The organism is Alcaligenes sp. WGS1538 (assembly GCF_043187505.1).
In the GTDB taxonomy this organism is placed as follows: domain Bacteria; phylum Pseudomonadota; class Gammaproteobacteria; order Burkholderiales; family Burkholderiaceae_B; genus Alcaligenes.
In genome coordinates this window covers 213,808-232,866 of the sequence record NZ_CP171109.1, presented here as the reverse complement: position 1 = coordinate 232,866, position 19,059 = coordinate 213,808, and the positions used below count along the sequence as shown (strand labels likewise).

Below are 19,059 nucleotides of genomic sequence, written 5' to 3'. Positions count from 1 at the left end.
GAAATCAAAATAAGACCTCGGAAAGACTGACACACTCCATCCCTTCCTGGACGGGCAGGACCATGCCCTGCTTGATGCAGGTCAACGGGACGGGTCAGGACATTCAATGACTGGAAGCCGGGCCGCCTCCGAGCGCCTGGTGCAGCGGCCTGCACGAGGATTGGGTACGGCGCGGGTTCCGAGCCGCGCCGAGACGCTGGCGGCTGCCAGCCGCGCCCGGGCGAGCGCGACGGGAGGCCGGATGTGTCGGGCGCAGTCGCCCGCCCTGCAGGGGGGCAGGCGCGGCTAGGGTTCAGGCCGCGGGCATGCGCCGCCCTTGTTGCGGGCGCGCGTAAAAAGCAAAACCCCCGCAAGGGTAGCTTGCGGGGGTTTTGGCGGATAAGAGCTTGACGATGACCTACTTTCACAGACGTCCGTCCACTATCATCGGCGCGAAGGCGTTTCACAGTCCTGTTCGGGATGGGAAGGCGTGGGACCACCTTGCTATGGTCGTCAAGCGTAACTGGTTGCCGGGTCGCCTTGCGAGGCGGCCTGGCCAATATGGAAGAAGCACCGCGTTCGGGATCAGTACGGATCGCGAACACGTGTCTCGAAGGGTTGGAGCGCGGGCTGCGCTGCACATTCAATATTTACGTTCTGTGGTCAACAACTTGGACTCGCTACAACCACAAGGGTTATAGGATCAAGCCACACGGGCAATTAGTACTGGTTAGCTACATGCATTACTGCACTTCCACACCCAGCCTATCAACGTCCTGGTCTCGGACGACCCTACAGGGGGGTCAAGCCCCCGGGATACCTAATCTTCAGACGAGTTTCCCGCTTAGATGCCTTCAGCGGTTATCTCTTCCGTACGTAGCTACTCGGCAATGCCATTGGCATGACAACCGATACACCAGTGGTACGTCCACTCCGGTCCTCTCGTACTAGGAGCAGGCTCCGTCAAGTATCCAACGCCCACGGCAGATAGGGACCAAACTGTCTCACGACGTTTTAAACCCAGCTCACGTACCTCTTTAAATGGCGAACAGCCATACCCTTGGGACCGGCTACAGCCCCAGGATGAGATGAGCCGACATCGAGGTGCCAAACACCGCCGTCGATATGAACTCTTGGGCGGTATCAGCCTGTTATCCCCAGAGTACCTTTTATCCGTTGAGCGATGGCCCTTCCATACAGAACCACCGGATCACTATGTCCTACTTTCGTACCTGTTCGACTTGTCAGTCTCACAGTCAAGCACGCTTATGCCATTGCACTATCAGAACGATTTCCGACCGTTCCTAGCGTACCTTCGAACTCCTCCGTTACACTTTGGGAGGAGACCGCCCCAGTCAAACTGCCCACCATGCACGGTCCCCGATCCCGATAAGGGACCTAGGTTAGAACCGCAAACAGACCAGGGTGGTATTTCAAGGATGACTCCACGCGATCTGGCGACCACGCTTCAACGTCTCCCACCTATCCTACACAGGCCGGTTCACAGTCCAATGCAAAGCTACAGTAAAGGTTCATGGGGTCTTTCCGTCTAGCCGCGGGGAGATTGCATCATCACAACCATGTCAACTTCGCTGAGTCTCAGGAGGAGACAGTGTGGCCATCGTTACGCCATTCGTGCAGGTCGGAACTTACCCGACAAGGAATTTCGCTACCTTAGGACCGTTATAGTTACGGCCGCCGTTTACCGGGGCTTCGATCAAGAGCTTGCACCCCATCACTTAACCTTCCGGCACCGGGCAGGCGTCACACCCTATACGTCCACTTTCGTGTTTGCAGAGTGCTGTGTTTTTAGTAAACAGTCGCAGCCACCGATTCACTGCGGCCTCGTCATGCTCCGTGCGCAGGCACTTCACACTACAGAGGCATACCTTCTCCCGAAGTTACGGTATCAATTTGCCGAGTTCCTTCTCCTGAGTTCTCTCAAGCGCCTTGGAATATTCATCCCGTCCACCTGTGTCGGTTTGCGGTACGGTCTCGTAGAGCTGAAGCTTAGAGGCTTTTCTTGGAACTGCTTCCAGTCAGTTTAGAGCCGAAGCTCTATTCAGTCACACCCTTGAATTACGCACCCGGATTTGCCTAAGTGCCTTCTACGATGCGCCAACGGGGACATCCAACACCCCGATGACCTTCTGCAATCCGTCCCCCCATCGCACTCTACGACGGTGCGGGAATATTAACCCGCTTCCCATCAGCTACGCATCTCTGCCTCGCCTTAGGGGCCGACTCACCCTGCGCCGATGAACGTTGCGCAGGAAACCTTGGACTTACGGCGAGGGGGCTTTTCACCCCCTTTATCGCTACTCATGTCAGCATTCTCACTTCCGATACCTCCAGCATCCCTCACAGGACACCTTCACAGGCTTACGGAACGCTCTCCTACCATGTGTACATAGTACACATCCGCAGCTTCGGTCTATGGCTTAGCCCCGTTACATCTTCCGCGCAGGACGACTCGATCAGTGAGCTATTACGCTTTCTTTAAAGGATGGCTGCTTCTAAGCCAACCTCCTGACTGTCTATGCCTTCCCACTTCGTTTCCCACTTAGCCATAGTTAGGGACCTTAGCTGGCGGTCTGGGTTGTTTCCCTCTTGAGTCCGGACGTTAGCACCCGGTGCTCTGTCTCCCACGCTGTACTTGTCGGTATTCGGAGTTTGCCATGGTTTGGTAAGTCGCTGTGACCCCCTAGCCATAACAGTGCTCTACCCCCGACAGTAATACGTGAGGCACTACCTAAATAGTTTTCGGAGAGAACCAGCTATCTCCAGGCTTGTTTAGCCTTTCACTCCGATCCACAGCTCATCCCCTAATTTTTCAACATTAGTGGGTTCGGTCCTCCAGCACGTGTTACCGTGCCTTCAACCTGGCCATGGATAGATCGCCTGGTTTCGGGTCTACACCCAGCGACTGAATCGCCCTATTCGGACTCGCTTTCGCTACGCCTCCCCTATTCGGTTAAGCTTGCCACTGAATGTAAGTCGCTGACCCATTATACAAAAGGTACGCAGTCACCCCCGAAAGGGCTCCTACTGTTTGTATGCATATGATTTCAGGATCTATTTCACTCCCCTTCCGGGGTTCTTTTCGCCTTTCCCTCACGGTACTGGTTCACTATCGGTCGATCACGAGTATTTAGCCTTGGAGGATGGTCCCCCCATATTCAGACAGGATTTCACGTGTCCCGCCCTACTTGTTCGACGCTGAGTTCCACGTCCTGGATTTCGTCTACAGGGCTATCACCTGCTACGGCTGGACTTTCCATTCCATTCGACTATCCAAGACGCTAAAACGTCCAGGCTGCTCCGGTTTCGCTCGCCACTACTTCCGGAATCTCGGTTGATTTCTTTTCCTCGAGTTACTGAGATGGTTCAGTTCACTCGGTTCGCCTCCACACACCTATGTATTCAGTGTGGGATACCGCATTGCTGCGGTGGGTTTCCCCATTCGGACATCTACGGCTCAAAGCTTGTTTGCCAGCTCCCCGTAGCTTTTCGCAGGCTACCGCGTCCTTCATCGCCTGTGATCGCCAAGGCATCCATCATATGCACTTATTCGCTTGATCCTATAACGCTTACGGCTATAGAACCGATGAGTATACGTTGTTGCCGTTCATCAATCCTTAGCTGTCATCCCATCCGAGGAAGGGACAACGTCTATATTTTTGAGAACTTGTTGAACATAAATTGTTCGTGTTGCAATCACAACCCGTGCATTGTCTACACCGCCTCCAAAGAGTCGATGCGTATCAGACAACACACCTTCGTTGTGCTTCTTCCAGATTGTTAAAGAGCAGATCGTGGGTTGGCTAACCCAACGAGCAGCGCTCTTGCAAAAGAACGCTCTTCGTTGAATCTCGCGCTGCGCCCGGAGTACATCCGGGCCTGCCCCGCTCATGTCATGACGTCCAGTACTGTGTCGCCGCACCGCCTGCAGCAGGCGGTGGTGGAGGATGACGGGATCGAACCGACGACCCCCTGCTTGCAAAGCAGGTGCTCTCCCAGCTGAGCTAATCCCCCGAGGTAATCGTGGTGGGTCAAGTTGGAATCGAACCAACGACCCCCGCCTTATCAAGACGGTGCTCTAACCGACTGAGCTACTGACCCATCTGTCACCAGTGGGCGATACCCTATGGTCATGACCTAACTAACAGCCAATAAGTGTGGACGCTTTCGCTTTGCGAGCCCTTCGCTCTGAAAGGAGGTGATCCAGCCGCACCTTCCGATACGGCTACCTTGTTACGACTTCACCCCAGTCATGAATCCCACCGTGGTAAGCGCCCTCCTTGCGGTTAGGCTACCTACTTCTGGTGAAACCCACTCCCATGGTGTGACGGGCGGTGTGTACAAGACCCGGGAACGTATTCACCGCGACATTCTGATCCGCGATTACTAGCGATTCCGACTTCACGCAGTCGAGTTGCAGACTGCGATCCGGACTACGATCGGGTTTCTGAGATTAGCTCCCCCTCGCGGGTTGGCGACCCTCTGTCCCGACCATTGTATGACGTGTGAAGCCCTACCCATAAGGGCCATGAGGACTTGACGTCATCCCCACCTTCCTCCGGTTTGTCACCGGCAGTCTCATTAGAGTGCTCTTGCGTAGCAACTAATGACAAGGGTTGCGCTCGTTGCGGGACTTAACCCAACATCTCACGACACGAGCTGACGACAGCCATGCAGCACCTGTGTTCCGGTTCTCTTGCGAGCACGGCCAAATCTCTTCGGCTTTCCAGACATGTCAAGGGTAGGTAAGGTTTTTCGCGTTGCATCGAATTAATCCACATCATCCACCGCTTGTGCGGGTCCCCGTCAATTCCTTTGAGTTTTAATCTTGCGACCGTACTCCCCAGGCGGTCAACTTCACGCGTTAGCTGCGCTACTGAAGCCTAACGGCCCCAACAGCTAGTTGACATCGTTTAGGGCGTGGACTACCAGGGTATCTAATCCTGTTTGCTCCCCACGCTTTCGTGTCTGAGCGTCAGTATTATCCCAGGGGGCTGCCTTCGCCATCGGTATTCCTCCACATCTCTACGCATTTCACTGCTACACGTGGAATTCTACCCCCCTCTGACATACTCTAGCTCGGCAGTTAAAAATGCAGTTCCAAGGTTGAGCCCTGGGATTTCACATCTTTCTTTCCGAACCGCCTACACACGCTTTACGCCCAGTAATTCCGATTAACGCTTGCACCCTACGTATTACCGCGGCTGCTGGCACGTAGTTAGCCGGTGCTTATTCTGCAGATACCGTCAGCAGCGCCCTGTATTAGAGGGCGCCTTTTCTTCTCTGCCAAAAGTACTTTACAACCCGAAGGCCTTCATCATACACGCGGGATGGCTGGATCAGGGTTTCCCCCATTGTCCAAAATTCCCCACTGCTGCCTCCCGTAGGAGTCTGGGCCGTGTCTCAGTCCCAGTGTGGCTGGTCGTCCTCTCAAACCAGCTACGGATCGTCGCCTTGGTAGGCCTTTACCCCACCAACTAGCTAATCCGATATCGGCCGCTCCAATAGTGAGAGGTCTTGCGATCCCCCCCTTTCCCCCGTAGGGCGTATGCGGTATTAGCTACTCTTTCGAGTAGTTATCCCCCGCTACTGGGCACGTTCCGATACATTACTCACCCGTCCGCCACTCGCCGCCAAGAGAGCAAGCTCTCTCGCGCTGCCGTTCGACTTGCATGTGTAAAGCATCCCGCTAGCGTTCAATCTGAGCCAGGATCAAACTCTTCAGTTTAATCTCTGTGGTTGTCCCGTCTTGCGACGAGACCGATTGTGTCTCAAAGAAAAATTCAGAGTTTACACAAGGTAAATCTTCATTTTTCGTCTGTGAGCACTTGATACAAACTTGTGGCGATTCCCATTAAGGGATTCGGCCCGCTCATGCCAAGCGCCCACACTTATCGGCTGTTAATTGTTAAAGAGCAGTGACAGTTGCCTGTCGTCCCGGCTGCCTTGGCGTCGCTGAATCAGCGTTGCTGTTGGAGCAGCAGAGAAACGAGATTATGAAGTGCTTCGTGCAGCGTGTCAAGCATTTTTTTGAAGTTCGTTTGAAGTCCATTTCCTTCAAACCGCTTCCTGCTCGACCGGAGCGAACCGCCCCGCTACTGCCTGAACCGCTTCACAAGCCGCAATGGTAAATCCTCAATCCTGAGCACTTAACATTGCCGTCTCGTTTGCAGAACTTCAAACTATAACACAAGAATTTAAATCCGTGCAAGTTTTCTTTTCTGCTTCAGCTCGAACGCTTTCGGTGCGGGCCTCTGGGCCAAGGCGGTGAAAGCAGCTCAAACCGCTTGCCGCTTCGCTTAGGGAAAACCCCGTTCGCTGCAGCAAGAAAGAAACTATAGCACGGTGTTTTCCGACAACGCAAGCTTTTTGACAAGAATATTTCAAGCGCATCTAGGGATTTCCCTTAAGTCCAGCTTCAACCCCATGAAAGAAAACAAGAAACACGAAAAAGAAACTAAATGTAAATTAAATTCCGCCGCCTGGATCGAAAAGATGTGGCGCCCTGCCCTTCTCGCTCAAGCGGACTCTGACGCCAAGGGCCAGGCCGAAACCGGGGTGTCCGCCATCATTGAACCCCATCCCGGCCTGCCGGCACCTGTACACTCCGCCTTGCTGACAGGCTGCCGCCTTTGCCGATCGACAGGCCCGCCCCTTGCCGCCGCCTAGCCCAGTCCCCTATATATAAGAAAGATGGGTTCCATATAGTAGAAAGGAAGCGCCGGCCTTTGCTTGCCTGCGGTCAACGGATACTTACAGTGGCAGCCTGCTCCCGCCTTACAATACAGAGACAATCAACAAGCGATCATCATCATGGCTCGTTCCCCTTCTCCCCGCTCCACGGAGCAGCTCAGCCTGATTGGCGACGACATGCTGGCAGGCAATACGCTGGAAGGCAGCGTCCTGTCCCATGTCGCCCGCTTGCCCGCGGACTGGCAGGCGGCGCTGGGCAGCCCGGAACTGCAGGCCACCCTCAAGACGCTGTCAGCCTGGCTGGACAAGGAACGCGCCGACGGCGCCACCATTTACCCGTCCGCGCCTTTTCGGGCCCTGCAGTTGCTGCCGCTGCACGAAGTCCGCGTCGTCATCCTGGGACAGGATCCCTATCATGGCCCCAACCAGGCGCAAGGCCTGTCCTTTTCCGTGCCCGATACCTGCCCGGCGCCGCCCAGCCTGCGCAATATCCTTAAAGAACTGCGGCAGGAATACCCTGACCAGCCCGAGCCAGTCAGCCACGACCTGAGCAACTGGGCCCGCCAAGGCGTGCTGTTGCTGAACGCGTCCCTGACCGTGGAAGACGGCCTGCCCGCTTCTCATGCCAAGCAAGGCTGGGAGTCGGTCACGGACGCGCTGCTTGTCCAGTTGGCGCGCCAGAGCGCGCGCCCCATCGTCTACATGCTTTGGGGTGCCCACGCGCAAGCCAAGGCGGAACTGATCCGCCAACACTCGCAGGGCCCCTTCCTGATCCTGGCCGCCAACCATCCCTCGCCTCTGTCCGCCCGCCGGCCGCCGGTACCCTTCATCGGCTGCGGCCACTTCCGCCAGGCCAACGACTGGCTGACCGAACAAGGCGTCGCCCCCATCCAGTGGCTGGCCACCGGACCCTGACATCACTCTATATATAGATAGAAGAAACACGCCATCATGCCCCTGACTCCCGCCGATCCCGCCCTGAGCGCCGAGGAACAACATGCCTTGTGGTCTTCGGAGCTGATCCAGCAATATGCCTGGCAATTCGAGGGCGCCACGCCCCTGGCCGTGCCGCTGGCCTGTCTGCCTTTGCTGGAAAATCTGTTCAAGCTGGTCGACGAAACCATCAAGGACTCGTTCGACCGCTCCCTGTTCTGCTGGACCGACCTGAAGCTGGACGAATCCGGCCTGAAGGCCTGGTATCTGGGCGTGGAAGACTACGACGCCGTCATCGAGCCTTATATAGAGAGCCTGTCGGCGCGCTGCCTGGCTGCCGGGAGCTGACGGCAGCCGGGGTCCGTCAAGCAAGCAGGCCCAACACTGCCTTGCCCTCTGCCCCATGCGCGGGCGCCTGAGAGCAGCGACGTTCCCGGTGGATGGCCCGCGGAGCCGACGGCCCAGCCTGCACAGCGGAACGGCCCCAAAAAAAAACCCGGCACATGAGCCGGGTTTTTTATGCGCCTTCCTGCGAGAAGGCCTATGCAGGAACAGGCATCAGGACTGCACGCCCGCGGCATGGGCCTGCTGGTCCGCATGGTAGGAGGACCGGACCATGGCGCCCACGGCGGCGTGGGTGAAGCCCATGGCGTAGGCTTCGCGTTCGAACATGGCGAACTCTTCCGGCGTGACGTAACGCATGACGGGCAGGTGGTGTCCCGAAGGCTGAAGATACTGGCCGATGGTCAGCATGTCCACATTGTGGGCGCGCATGTCGCGCATGACGTCCAGGATTTCCTCGTTGGTTTCGCCCAGGCCCACCATCAGGCCCGATTTGGTGGGCACTTCCGGATGCAGCTTCTTGAATTCCTGCAGCAGCTTGAGCGAGTGATGGTAATCCGAACCGGGACGGGCCTGCTTGTACAAGCGGGGCACGGTTTCCAGGTTGTGGTTCATGACGTCCGGGGGGCAGGCGTCCAGGATGCCCAGGGCGCGCTCCAGGCGGGCGCGGAAATCCGGCACCAGGACTTCGATGGTGGTCTTGGGCGAATGCTCGCGCACCTGGCGGATGCACTCCACGAAGTGGGCGGCGCCGCCGTCGCGCAGATCGTCCCGGTCCACGGAGGTGATCACCACGTAGGACAGCTTCATGGCGCCGATGGCCTTGGCCAGGTTGACCGGCTCGTCCTTGTCCAGGGGATCGGGACGGCCGTGGCCCACGTCGCAGAACGGGCAGCGGCGCGTGCACTTGTCGCCCATGATCATGAAGGTGGCCGTGCCCTTGCCGAAGCATTCGCCGATGTTGGGACAGGAAGCTTCTTCGCAGACCGAGAACAGCTTGTGCTCGCGCAGCGTTTCCTTGATCTCGTAGAAGCGGGAATTGGGGGCCGCCGCCTTGACGCGGATCCAGTCCGGCTTCTTCAGACGCTCCGCCTGGACGACCTTGATCGGAATGCGCGAGGTCTTGGCCTCGGCCTTCTGCTTCTGCGTCGCGTCGTACTCGACTGTGCGCGGACGGACGGTGGGTTTGTGTTCGACGGGGGTGTCTACAGGGGTGGTCATAGGCGTAAGGGTAGTAAACAGCGTGCTGCGCCGCGGTTGTGCCGCGAAGCGGTCATCGGTCGATTGTAGCCCCAAGCTTTACAAGCGCCTAGAAGCGGGGCCATAGTTTGCTCATAAGCCTCTTCAATATAAAGCTTGGCGCGTCAAAGCAGCAACGCTGCCGGGTAGAACCTGCGCATACTACAAGTACGGAGACTCGCATGCCCCATGAACAAAACACGGCCCCGGTGCATCTGCATCAGCAAGACGGGCTGGCCCGCATCACGCTGAACCGCCCCGCGCAGTACAACGCGCTGTCCGAAGAGGTGCTGGACGCCTTGCAGGACATCCTGAACACGCTGGCGCAGGACCGCGAGCTGCAATGCGTGATCCTGCAGGCCGAAGGCAAGGCGTTCTGCGCCGGTCATGACCTGAAGCAGATGCGCGCCCATCCTGATCACGACTACTACCTGGACCTGTTCCAGCGCTGCAGCCGCGTCATGCAGGGCGTGCTGAAGCTGCCGGTGCCGGTGATCGCCCGCGTGCAAGGCCTGGCGACCGCCGCCGGCTGCCAGCTCGTGGCAAGCTGCGACCTGGCCGTGGCCGCGCAGTCTGCGCGCTTCGCGGTCTCCGGCATCAATGTGGGCCTGTTCTGCTCAACGCCGGCCGTGGCGCTGTCGCGCTGCGTGCCGCCCAAGGCGGCCATGGAAATGCTGATGACCGGGGACTTCATCAGCGCACAGCGCGCCCAGGAACTGGGCCTGATCAATCATGCCGTGCCCGACGGTCAGCTGGACCAGGCCGTGCAGGACCTGGCGCAGCGCATCCTGGCCAAGAGCCCGGTGGCCGTGCGCGCCGGCAAGGCCATGTTCTACAAGCAGCGCAGCCTGCCCCTGGAACAGGCCTACGATTACGCCGGCCAGGTCATGGCCGGCAATATGATGAGCGAGGATGCCTGCGAAGGCATAGACGCCTTCATCGAAAAGCGGGCCGCCGTATTCACGGGCCGCTGATCAGGCCGCCATGGCGTGGATTCGCTGCGCCATGGCCTGCGACAGGTGCGCACAGAGGAACTGCGCCGCCTGCTCCAGCGTGATGTCCACCCCTTCCGAGCGCATGTCGGTGGTCTGCAGACCTTCGTAGCCGCAGGGATTGATGCCACCGAACGGCGCCAGGTCCATGGCAACGTTCAGGGCCAGGCCATGGTAGGAGCGGCCGTTGCGGATCTTGATGCCCAGCGCCGAGATCTTGGCCAGGCCCTCGCCCCCCTGGCGCAGCGGCACATAGACCCCCGGCGCGCCTGGCTTGCGGCAGGCGCCCGCCACGCCGAAATGCGTCAGGCAGGCAATGACGGCCTCTTCGAGCAGGTTCACGTATTCCTTGACGTACAGGCCGACGCGGCGCAAATCGAACAGGCAATACACCAGCAGTTGCCCGGGACCGTGGTACGTGACCTGTCCGCCCCGGTCCGTCTGCACCACGGGAATGCCGCCAGGGTTGAGCAGGTGCTCGGGCTTGCCCGCCTGCCCTTGCGTATAGACAGGCCTGTGCTCCACCAGCCAGATTTCATCGGGAGTATGGGGCTGGCGCTGTTCGGTGAAATCGCGCATGGCCTGCCAGACCGGACCGTAGTCGGCCGGGCTGGCAAGCCATTTGACCTGGGGAAAGTCGGACATGCTGGGCGCAGCTCCGCTTACAGGACGACGCGCACCAGATGATGCGCATGCAGGGCCCGGTACAGATTGTCCAGTTGTTCGCGCGAAGTGGCGCGCACGGTGAAGGTCAGGCCGGTGTAGTTGCCGGCCTTGCTGGGGCGCTGCTCGACGGTCGAGGCGTCGAAGTCGGGATCGAATTCCCGCACGATGGCCAGCAGCTCGTCCAGCAAGGTGTCGTGGGTCTGGCCCATGACCTTGATGGGAAAGTCGCTGGGGTATTCGATCAGGGATTCTTCAGGGGAAATAGTCATGCTTGCTCCACTGCCTGGATGGCCTTGTCGTAGCCTTCGCGCAGCTTGGCAAAGACCGGGCCGGGCCGTCCGTCTCCGACGGGACGGCCGTTGAACATAACGATGGGCAGCACCTCCTTGGTGGCCGCCGTCATCAGGATCTCGTCGGCGCCGTCGACTTCCTCGCGGGAAATCCGGCGCGCCTGGAACGGAATGCCGGCCTGCGCGGCCAGCTCTTCCATCAGGCCATAGCGTACACCTTCCAGGATCAGGTTGTTGCGCATGGGCGCCAGCAAGGTGCCCTCGCGCACGATCCAGATGTTGCAGGAGGCGCCTTCGGTCAGGAAGCCGTCGCGGAACTGGATGACTTCGTCCACGCCGGCCTGCACGGCCTGCTGCTTGGCCAGCACATTGCCCAGCAGCGACACCGACTTGATGTCGCAGTGCAGCCAGCGCACGTCCTCGATGGCAATGGCGGTCAGGCCGTTCTCGCGCTCGGCCTGCACGCGCTGGAAAGGCGAGACCATGATGAACACGCTGGGGGCCGCATCCTTGGGAAAGGCATGGTCGCGCTTGGCCACGCCGCGCGTGACCTGGATGTAGACCATGCAGTCGCCGCCGCGGCCCGATCGGGCCAGCATGTCCAGCACCAGCTTTTCCCATTCGCGGCGCGTGAAGGGATTGGCGATGCCGACCTTGGCCAGGCTGCGCTCCAGGCGATTCAGGTGCCCGTCCATACGGAAGGGCTTGCCATGGTAGGCCGGCACGACGTCGTAGATGCCGTCGCCATAGATGAAGCCGCGGTCCAGCACGGAGATCTTCGCCTCGCCCAGGCGCACGAAATCGCCGTTCAGGTAGACGATGCTGTCGGGATCAATACCAGGAATCATGGGTTCGGTCTCGCACGGGAAAACTTATTCGAACATCAGCAGCACTTTGTCGACCATGCGGCCGAAAAAGCCCGCCTCGGGCACGTCCTCGAGCACCACCAGCGGCTGCTCGGACAGGGTCTTGCCATCCAGGGACAGGGTCAGGGTGCCGACCTTGGCCCCCTTGCTCAGGGGCGCGACCAGCGGCTGGGTGTACTGGGCGACGGGCTTGATGTCGGCCGACTTGCCGCGCGGCACCGTCAGCCACAGCGGCTCGGCCGTACCCAGGCCCACGTTCTCCACCGCGCCTTCCCAGACGCGGGCGTTCACGGCAGGGTTGCCGGCGTCATAGAGCTTGACCGTCTCGAAGTTCTGGAAGCTCCAGTTCAGCAGCTTCAGGCTGTTCTCGGTACGGGCGGCGTCGCTGGCCGTGCCGACCACCACGGACACCACGCGGCGGCCGTCGCGCAAGGCGGTGGACACCAGGCAATAGCCGGCGGATTGGGTATGGCCGGTCTTCAGGCCGTCCACCGTGGTGTCCAGCCACAGCAGGCGGTTGCGGTTGGGCTGCTTGATGTTGTTGTAGGTGAATTCCTTCTGGCTGTAGTAGTGCAGGTACTGCGGAAAGCGCGACACCAGCGCGGCAGCCAGCGTGGCCAGGTCGCGCACCGAAGTCAGGTGCTCGGGATCGGGCAGGCCGGTGGAATTGACGAAGTGCGTGGCCTTCAGGCCCAGCTTGGCGGCCTGTTCGTTCATCAGCGCGGCAAAGGCCGATTCGCTGCCGGCCACGGCTTCGGCCAGGGCCACGGAGGCGTCGTTGCCCGACTGCACGATCACGCCCTGCAGCAGCTCGTCCACCGGCACCTGGGTGTTGACCTTGACGAACATGCGCGAGCCTTCGGTACGCCAGGCCTTTTCCGAGATGTTCACCGGCTGGTCCAGCTTCAGGCGGCCGGACTCCAGCGCGTCGAACACCAGGTAGGCGGTCATGAGCTTGGTCAGCGAGGCGGGCTCCACGCGCTCGTCTATGCCCTCGGCGGCGATCACCTGGCCGCTGTTCACATCCATGGAAAGCCAGGCGCGCGCCGTCAGGCCGGGGGCCGGCACGATGGACAGGTCGCCCGGCAGGGCAGCCGCACCGGCCGTCGCCGCGGCCGGCGCGACGGGTTGGGCCGCAGTCTGGGCCTGGGCCAGCAGGGGCAGCGACAGGGCGAGCGCCACCACGCAACGAGAGAGAATCGGAGAGACAAGTTTTTTTGCAGAGGTCATGGCTGGGAGAGATTGGAAGCCGCGAATGGGGCGGAAAGGGCCCATTATGGCAGAGCCCTACGGGGCTGTGAGCGCGCCCGGCCGCCTATCCGCAAAGGAAAACGCAACGATTTGAAAACAAAAGGCGGCTTAAGTTCCAAGCGAGGCAAGATGGCGATTGACCACGTCACGCAACTGGATGAGCTTGCCGTGGAAGAAATGCCCCGCTTCTGGGAGCACCACCATGGGCAACTGGTGCTCGCGGGCGAACTCCATGCCCTCGGCCAGGGGCACCACATCGTCCAGCTCGCCATGCACCAGCAAGGTGTCGGCCGCAGGCTGCACCTGGCGGAAACGGAAACGATTGACGGCGGTGCCGGTCAGCACCAGGGCCTGGGGCAGCGGCGCACCCGCTTCACGCAGGCTCGCATGCACTTGCGCGGCCACGGCGGTGCCGAAGGAAAAGCCCGCCAGCAGCCAGGGACCGTCCGTCCACTGGGGAAACCGGGCGCCGAACTGCTCGATCAATTGCAGCATGTCGGCGGTCTCGCCGCGACTCCGGTCGAATTCGCCGGCCGACAGCCCCACGCCGCGGAAATTGGGGCGCACCGCCAGCAGCCCCTGCTGGGTGGCGCAGCGCGACAAGGTAGTGACCACTTTATTGTCCCGCGCCCCGCCATGCAGGGGATGGGGATGCAGGATCAGTGCCCAGCCGCGCGGCTCGGCGGCAGGCCAGTCCAGAGCACAGTCGATGACCCCGGCAGCGCCGGAAAATTGAATCGTATCCACGCGTTCAGACATGTTCGGACCAAATATCAAATAAGATTATGCCAAGCCCATCCAGTGTACCGGATTGTCATGAACACCTCTTCTCAATTCGCCCTGCCCAGTCCCCGGGACATGATCGCCGAGCTGCGCGTCCGACTGCCGCATTTCAACCAGATCCGCTGGCTGGACTCCACCGAGTCCACCAACGCCGACCTGCTGAACCTGGCGCGCCAGGAGACCGGCCCGCGCGTGCGGCCCTGGCTGCTGGGCGCCCACTTGCAAAGCCGCGGTCGCGGCCGCGCCGGGCGCACCTGGCAGAACCGCGTCGGCGCCAATCTGATGTTTTCCTGCGCCTTCGACATCTTCCTGCCGGCGCGCCAGCTGCCCACGCTCTCGCCGCTGGCGGGCATGGCCGCCTGCGAGGCGCTGCGCCTGTGTCTGGAGCCGTCCCTGCGGCGCCGCCTGACCATGAAGTGGCCCAACGACGTGCTGTGGGACCAGGCCAAGCTGGCCGGCATTTTGGTCGAGGCCACGCGCGCCAGCGCCGCGCCCAGCTCCAGCGACCATCACGTCGTCATCATCGGCATCGGCATCAATCTGCAGGACGCCGTCGATCTCAGCCAGCGCACGCAACGCGCCGTAGCCGACTGGAGCGGCATCTCCGAGCACTCCGCGCAGGCCGCGCTGACCCGCTGCTCGGACATCGTCGCCAAGGTCGCCCAGTCCTGCTACCTGAGCCTGAACCACGTCACCGCCCAGGGCTTCGCCGACCTCCCCGACCGCTACGCCCAGGTGGACGCGCTGGCGGGACAGCACGTGCACATCATGGACAACGGCCAGATCCTGCACACCGGCATCGTCACCGGCATCAATGAATCGGGCCAGCTGCTGCTGCGCCATCCCGACAGGACGGAACGCGCCATCACCGTGGGCGAGGTTTCCGTGCGTCCCCAGCGCTGATCGCTATACTGGCGCTTTTCCCCAACCGACTGGCCCGGCATGACTTTGCTGATCGACTCCGGCAACACCCGCATCAAGCTGGGCTGGCGCCACCCTCTTAGCGGCGCGCGCGAAGCGGCGCCGGTTTCCCTGCACGCCGACCAGCTGGACCAACTGGCCGCCTGGCTGCAGGCAGGCCATGCGCCCTTGCAGGACATGCGCGGACACGGCGGCGGGGCGATCGGCGTCAATGTGGCGGGCCCGCTCGTGCAGGCCCAGATCGACGCCGCCGTGCAAAGCCTGGGCCTGGGCGCCGTGCGCTGGCTGCGCAGCGAAGCGCGCGCCTTCGGACTGTCCAACGGCTACGAGCAGCCCGGCCAGCTCGGCGCGGACCGCTGGGCGGCCCTGCTCGGACTGTGCGACCTGCTGAACGGCCAGGCCAGTCCGGCGCAGGCCGCCTTGCTGGTCAGCTTCGGCACGGCCACCACCGTCGATCTGCTCAGCCCCGTCCAGGACGGCGAGCGCCGCTTCCTGGGCGGCTCCATCCTGCCCGGCCCGAGCCTGATGCTGGCTTCGCTCAAGCAGAACACCGCCCAATTGCCCGAAGCCCACGGCCGCGTGGCCTCCTTTCCCACCAACACCATGGCCGCCATCAGCACCGGCATGGCCGCCGCCCAGGCCGGCGCCGTGCTGCGCCAGTGGGAACAGGGGCGCCGCCGCTTCGGAACGCCCCCGCTGGTCTTTCTGGCCGGCGGCGGCCGGGCCCTGATCCAGCACGAGCTGCATGACCAACTGCAAGACCACTGCCGGCTGCTGGGCGTGCGCACGCCTCCCATCCAGGAACTGGACACGCCCACACTGCACGGGCTGGCCCTGTATGCGGGCTTGCCCAGGGCATGACCCGGCTTGGCGGCCCGCAGGGGCCACCATGGGCCCGGACTCATCTCCAAGGGGACGGTTCTTGCCTTGGACGCTCCGGCGGCAAAAAAAAGCCATGGATTCCCACATCCGGATACGTAAAGCCTGATTAAACGGATGAACTTCCCGGCGCGACCCCTTACAATCGTCCGCTGAACTGTTTCTTTCCGGTGTCGGGGATGCGACTGCTTTTCATACTGATCCTGCTGGCGAATGTGGCCGTCCTGGCCTTTGGACAGGGCTTTTTTGGCACGCCTCCCAGCGAGCAGGGCCGAGAGCCCCGGCAATTCTCCCAACGCAACCAGGACGCGGTGAAACTGGGCGCGCCGCAGCATCCCGCCGTCCCCCGTTCCTGAACCACGATTGTCGAACCCATGAAACCTATTCGCAAAGCTGTCTTCCCTGTCGCCGGTCTGGGCACCCGCTTCCTTCCCGCCACCAAGGCCATGCCCAAGGAAATGCTGCCCATCGTCGACAAGCCGCTGATTCAATACGCCGTCGAAGAAGCCGTGGCGGCCGGGGTCACCGAACTGATCTTCGTGACGGGCCGCAACAAGCGCGCCATCGAAGACCACTTCGACAGCGCTCCCGAACTGGAGAAAGAACTGGAAGCCAAGAACAAGCTGGACATGCTGGAACAAGTGCGCCACGTCATCCCCAGCCACGTCAACTGCATCTACACCCGCCAGTCGCGCGCCCTGGGCCTGGGCCACGCCGTGCTGTGCGCCGCGCCCATCGTTGGCAACGAGCCCTTCCTGGTGCTGCTGGCCGACGACCTGATCGACGCCGCCACGCCCGTCTCGCGCCAGTTGGTCGAGGCCGCCCATCAGTACAATGGCAGCATCGTGGCCACGCAGAATGTGGCCCCCAGCGAAACGAACAAGTACGGCATCGTGGCCGGCGAAGCGCTCGATGCCAGCGCCACCCGCTTGAGCCGCATCGTGGAGAAACCCGCGCCTGAAGCGGCGCCCTCCACCCAGGCCGTCGTGGGCCGCTATGTGCTCGAACCGGAAATTTTCGACCACCTGCGCCGCACCCAGGCGGGCGTGGGCGGTGAAATTCAATTGACGGACGGAATCGCCAGCCTTTTGGAAAGTCGCGCTGTATATGCGTATCAATATGAAGGCACTCGTTACGACTGCGGTAGCAAGGCCGGTTTCTTTCATGCTACGCTTGAATTTGGTCGTAAATACCACGGACTTTAACGAGGGGCGCAGAGGGGTCCGTACCAATAACAAACCTTGTTCGTAATTGTTTATCCCTTGCTTGTGACAAACTGTGCAAAGGGCGATTTAGCTTGACTTACAGGCCATTTCACCCCTACGATTAGCGGTGCAGGATTTCAAGTTCGTCGAAGTTTGTTCAATACGGTATTGTTTCTAATACTCATTGCCCTGATTTTTACATCTTGACAATCTTTTTTGAGCAGATTGCTCGTCATTTTTAGGGAATGCAGGAAATGCAAACAGAAACCGGTATCGTAAAATGGTTCAATAACGAAAAAGGCTACGGCTTTATCTCCCCCGACAACGGTGGCAAAGATCTTTTCGTTCACCATTCCGACATCCTGGGCACGGGCTTCAAATCTCTGGAAGAAAACCAGCGCGTATCCTACGTGTCTGCCGAAGGCCAGAAAGGTCCCCAAGCCAAGAGCATCCAGAAGCTGTAATCCATACGGATTCTGATCTCAAGAAAGCCCGCGAAAGCGGGCTTTTCTTTTGGCCATGCAGCGCCCAGGAAAGGATTTATGTCGGATAACTGCGACAGATTGCCCTGTTCCTACGATAAATTGCTTATTTGCTTATGAGTCCGAGAGACGCGCAGCGCGGATCCCGGCCAGGCCCGAGAGCACGCGCACGACGGCGCCCTCGTGCATCTGCACCCAATGCAGGCCCGCATCCGACATCTTGTGGTGGCGCGCCGGCGCATCCACCAGCTCCACCGCCTGCTGCAAGGCTGCCGACGGCGTGGCGGCGCGCAGCGCAGCGCCCGCATGCAGGGCGTCCTGCACCGCCTGTTCGAAATTGCGCGTATGCGGCCCGACGATGACGGGCACCCCGATGGCGCTGGCCTCGATGAAATTCTGCCCTCCCAGCGGCTGGAAGCTGCCGGCCACGATGGCCACCCTGGCCAGCGCGTAATACCAGTACATCTCGCCCAGGGTGTCGCCCAGCAGCACGTCCACATCGCGGCAGGCCTGCACGGCCGAGGAGCTGGAGTCTCCCTGCATGAGCAAGGCGCTGCGGCGCACATGGCGCAGGCCCAGCTTGTCCAGATAGGCGGCCGCGTCGTCGAAACGTTGCGGGTGGCGCGGGATCAAGGCGAACAAGATGGGGCTGTGCAATTCATTGCCATGCTCGCGTTCGCGGCGCAGGTAATGCGCGATGGCATCGGCGAAGTCCATGTCCTCGGTCTCGCGCGTGCTGGCGATGACCACGATGCGCCGGCTCAGGTCGCTGGCAAAGCGCCGGCCTCGGGCAATCTTGTCCTGCGGCAGGTCCACATCGAACTTCAAGTTGCCCGAGACCCTGACGCCCTGTGCGCCCGCCTGCTCCAGACGCTGGGCGTCGGCCAGGCTCTGGGCGTACACCAGCCTGAAGGAACGGTAGGCCTCGCGCATCACCGAACCGGCGCGCAGGCTGGCGGCCAGCGCGTGCTCGGAAAAACGGGCGCTGGCCAGCATCATGGGCACGCCCTGGCGGCGCGCCGCGGCCAGCAGGTTGGGCCAGACCTCGCGCTCGATGATCACGCCGGCGCAGGGCCTGTAGTGAGCCAGGAAACGTCGCACGGAGCCGGGAAAGTCGTAAGGCAGCCATTGCTGGATGAGCCGTCCCTGCTCGATCTCGGCGGCGAAGGCCTTGGCGCCTTCCTCGCGGCCCGTGACGGTCATGTGGGTCAGCAGCACGGTTTCGCCCTGGTCCAGCAAGGCCCGGACCAGGGGATGGGCGGCGCGCGTTTCGCCCAGGCTGACGGCGTGCACCCAGACAGGCGCGCGCGGCGGCGCGGCCTGGTCCTTGTAATACCCGAAACGGGCGCCGGAGAGCACCTGCCAGTCTCCGCCGGCGCGGCGAGCGCGCAGGCCCATCCAGGCCATCAGGGCGGGGGCCAGCATGCGTATGGAAGCGGTATAGAAGAAGCGGTTCACCAGCCTAGCCTCAGCGCAGGATCAACGCACATTGTACGCATAAAGCCGCGGAGCAAAAA

General features: G+C 61.1%; 15 protein-coding genes, 2 tRNA genes and 3 rRNA genes. 8 read left to right on the top strand and 12 right to left on the bottom strand.

Translation table 11 applies throughout. The annotated features are described in order from the left end of the window. Positions 1-384 precede the first annotated feature (384 nt). The 5 genes from rrf to ACF3ND_RS01055 all read right to left on the bottom strand — a co-directional run bounded on the left by rrf (position 385) and on the right by ACF3ND_RS01055 (position 5,728). A 5S ribosomal RNA gene (gene rrf, locus ACF3ND_RS01075) occupies positions 385-497 on the bottom strand. 181 nt (positions 498-678) lie between these two features. Beyond that, positions 679-3,560 (bottom strand): 23S ribosomal RNA (locus ACF3ND_RS01070). Between the two features lie 378 nt (positions 3,561-3,938). Further along, positions 3,939-4,014: transfer RNA gene (locus tag ACF3ND_RS01065), tRNA-Ala, on the bottom strand. Between the two features lie 10 nt (positions 4,015-4,024). After that, positions 4,025-4,101, bottom strand: a tRNA-Ile gene (locus ACF3ND_RS01060). A 90-nt stretch (positions 4,102-4,191) separates the two neighbouring features. After that, a 16S ribosomal RNA gene (locus tag ACF3ND_RS01055) occupies positions 4,192-5,728 on the bottom strand. The 16S, 23S and 5S rRNA genes sit together here with 2 tRNA genes alongside, the layout of an rRNA operon. 1,142 nt (positions 5,729-6,870) lie before the next feature. Here ACF3ND_RS01055 and ACF3ND_RS01050 point away from each other — a divergent pair. Beyond that, positions 6,871-7,608, top strand: coding sequence for a uracil-DNA glycosylase (locus ACF3ND_RS01050; protein ID WP_394065875.1), 738 nt, complete (start codon positions 6,871-6,873; stop codon positions 7,606-7,608). Between the two features lie 36 nt (positions 7,609-7,644). After that, positions 7,645-7,974, top strand: a complete 330-nt coding sequence (locus ACF3ND_RS01045) for a hypothetical protein (protein WP_394063419.1) — start codon at positions 7,645-7,647, stop codon at positions 7,972-7,974. A 210-nt stretch (positions 7,975-8,184) separates the two neighbouring features. On the opposite strand, the gene lipA is transcribed toward ACF3ND_RS01045, so the two are convergent. Further along, complete coding sequence (gene lipA, locus ACF3ND_RS01040; RefSeq protein WP_394063417.1) at positions 8,185-9,189, bottom strand: lipoyl synthase; 1,005 nt, start codon at positions 9,187-9,189, stop codon at positions 8,185-8,187. Between the two features lie 200 nt (positions 9,190-9,389). Here lipA and ACF3ND_RS01035 point away from each other — a divergent pair, with 200 nt between their 5' ends. After that, positions 9,390-10,181: an enoyl-CoA hydratase gene (locus tag ACF3ND_RS01035; protein ID WP_394063415.1), complete on the top strand. Its 792-nt coding sequence runs from the start codon at positions 9,390-9,392 to the stop codon at positions 10,179-10,181. Here ACF3ND_RS01035 and lipB read toward each other — a convergent pair whose 3' ends face one another. The 5 genes from lipB to ACF3ND_RS01010 form a co-directional block, all read right to left on the bottom strand. Continuing rightward, positions 10,182-10,844, bottom strand: a complete 663-nt coding sequence (gene lipB, locus ACF3ND_RS01030) for a lipoyl(octanoyl) transferase LipB (protein WP_394063413.1) — start codon at positions 10,842-10,844, stop codon at positions 10,182-10,184. A 17-nt stretch (positions 10,845-10,861) separates the two neighbouring features. Beyond that, positions 10,862-11,134, bottom strand: coding sequence for a DUF493 family protein (locus ACF3ND_RS01025; RefSeq protein WP_394063411.1), 273 nt, complete (start codon positions 11,132-11,134; stop codon positions 10,862-10,864). Further along, on the bottom strand, positions 11,131-12,003 hold the full coding sequence (locus ACF3ND_RS01020; protein ID WP_394063409.1) for a D-amino acid aminotransferase: 873 nt from the start codon (positions 12,001-12,003) through the stop codon (positions 11,131-11,133). Before ACF3ND_RS01020 ends, ACF3ND_RS01025 begins: the two co-directional genes overlap by 4 nt. A 24-nt stretch (positions 12,004-12,027) precedes the next feature. Then, a complete protein-coding gene (locus ACF3ND_RS01015; protein ID WP_394063407.1) occupies positions 12,028-13,251 on the bottom strand; it encodes a D-alanyl-D-alanine carboxypeptidase family protein in 1,224 nt (407 codons plus the stop codon). A gap of 129 nt (positions 13,252-13,380) precedes the next feature. Beyond that, on the bottom strand, positions 13,381-14,031 hold the full coding sequence (locus ACF3ND_RS01010) for an alpha/beta hydrolase (RefSeq protein WP_394063405.1): 651 nt from the start codon (positions 14,029-14,031) through the stop codon (positions 13,381-13,383). Positions 14,032-14,088: 57 nt separating this feature from the next. On the opposite strand from ACF3ND_RS01010, the gene ACF3ND_RS01005 reads away from it, so the two are divergent. From ACF3ND_RS01005 to ACF3ND_RS00985, 5 genes are all read left to right on the top strand, one after another. After that, a complete protein-coding gene (locus tag ACF3ND_RS01005; RefSeq protein WP_394063403.1) occupies positions 14,089-14,958 on the top strand; it encodes a biotin--[acetyl-CoA-carboxylase] ligase in 870 nt (289 codons plus the stop codon). A gap of 39 nt (positions 14,959-14,997) precedes the next feature. Further along, the gene (locus ACF3ND_RS01000; protein WP_394063401.1) at positions 14,998-15,837 is read left to right on the top strand and encodes a type III pantothenate kinase; all 840 of its coding nucleotides are present in this window, start codon (positions 14,998-15,000) and stop codon (positions 15,835-15,837) included. Positions 15,838-16,034: 197 nt separating this feature from the next. Beyond that, entirely contained in the window at positions 16,035-16,211 is a 177-nt protein-coding gene (locus tag ACF3ND_RS00995; RefSeq protein WP_394063399.1) for a hypothetical protein, read from the top strand. Positions 16,212-16,229: 18 nt separating this feature from the next. Further along, positions 16,230-17,060, top strand: coding sequence for a UTP--glucose-1-phosphate uridylyltransferase GalU (galU, locus tag ACF3ND_RS00990; protein WP_394063397.1), 831 nt, complete (start codon positions 16,230-16,232; stop codon positions 17,058-17,060). A gap of 254 nt (positions 17,061-17,314) precedes the next feature. Continuing rightward, on the top strand, positions 17,315-17,524 hold the full coding sequence (locus tag ACF3ND_RS00985) for a cold-shock protein (RefSeq protein ID WP_026483779.1): 210 nt from the start codon (positions 17,315-17,317) through the stop codon (positions 17,522-17,524). A gap of 132 nt (positions 17,525-17,656) precedes the next feature. On the opposite strand, the gene ACF3ND_RS00980 is transcribed toward ACF3ND_RS00985, so the two are convergent. Beyond that, a complete protein-coding gene (locus tag ACF3ND_RS00980) occupies positions 17,657-19,000 on the bottom strand; it encodes a 3-deoxy-D-manno-octulosonic acid transferase (RefSeq protein WP_394063394.1) in 1,344 nt (447 codons plus the stop codon). Between the last annotated feature and the right edge of the window lie 59 nt (positions 19,001-19,059).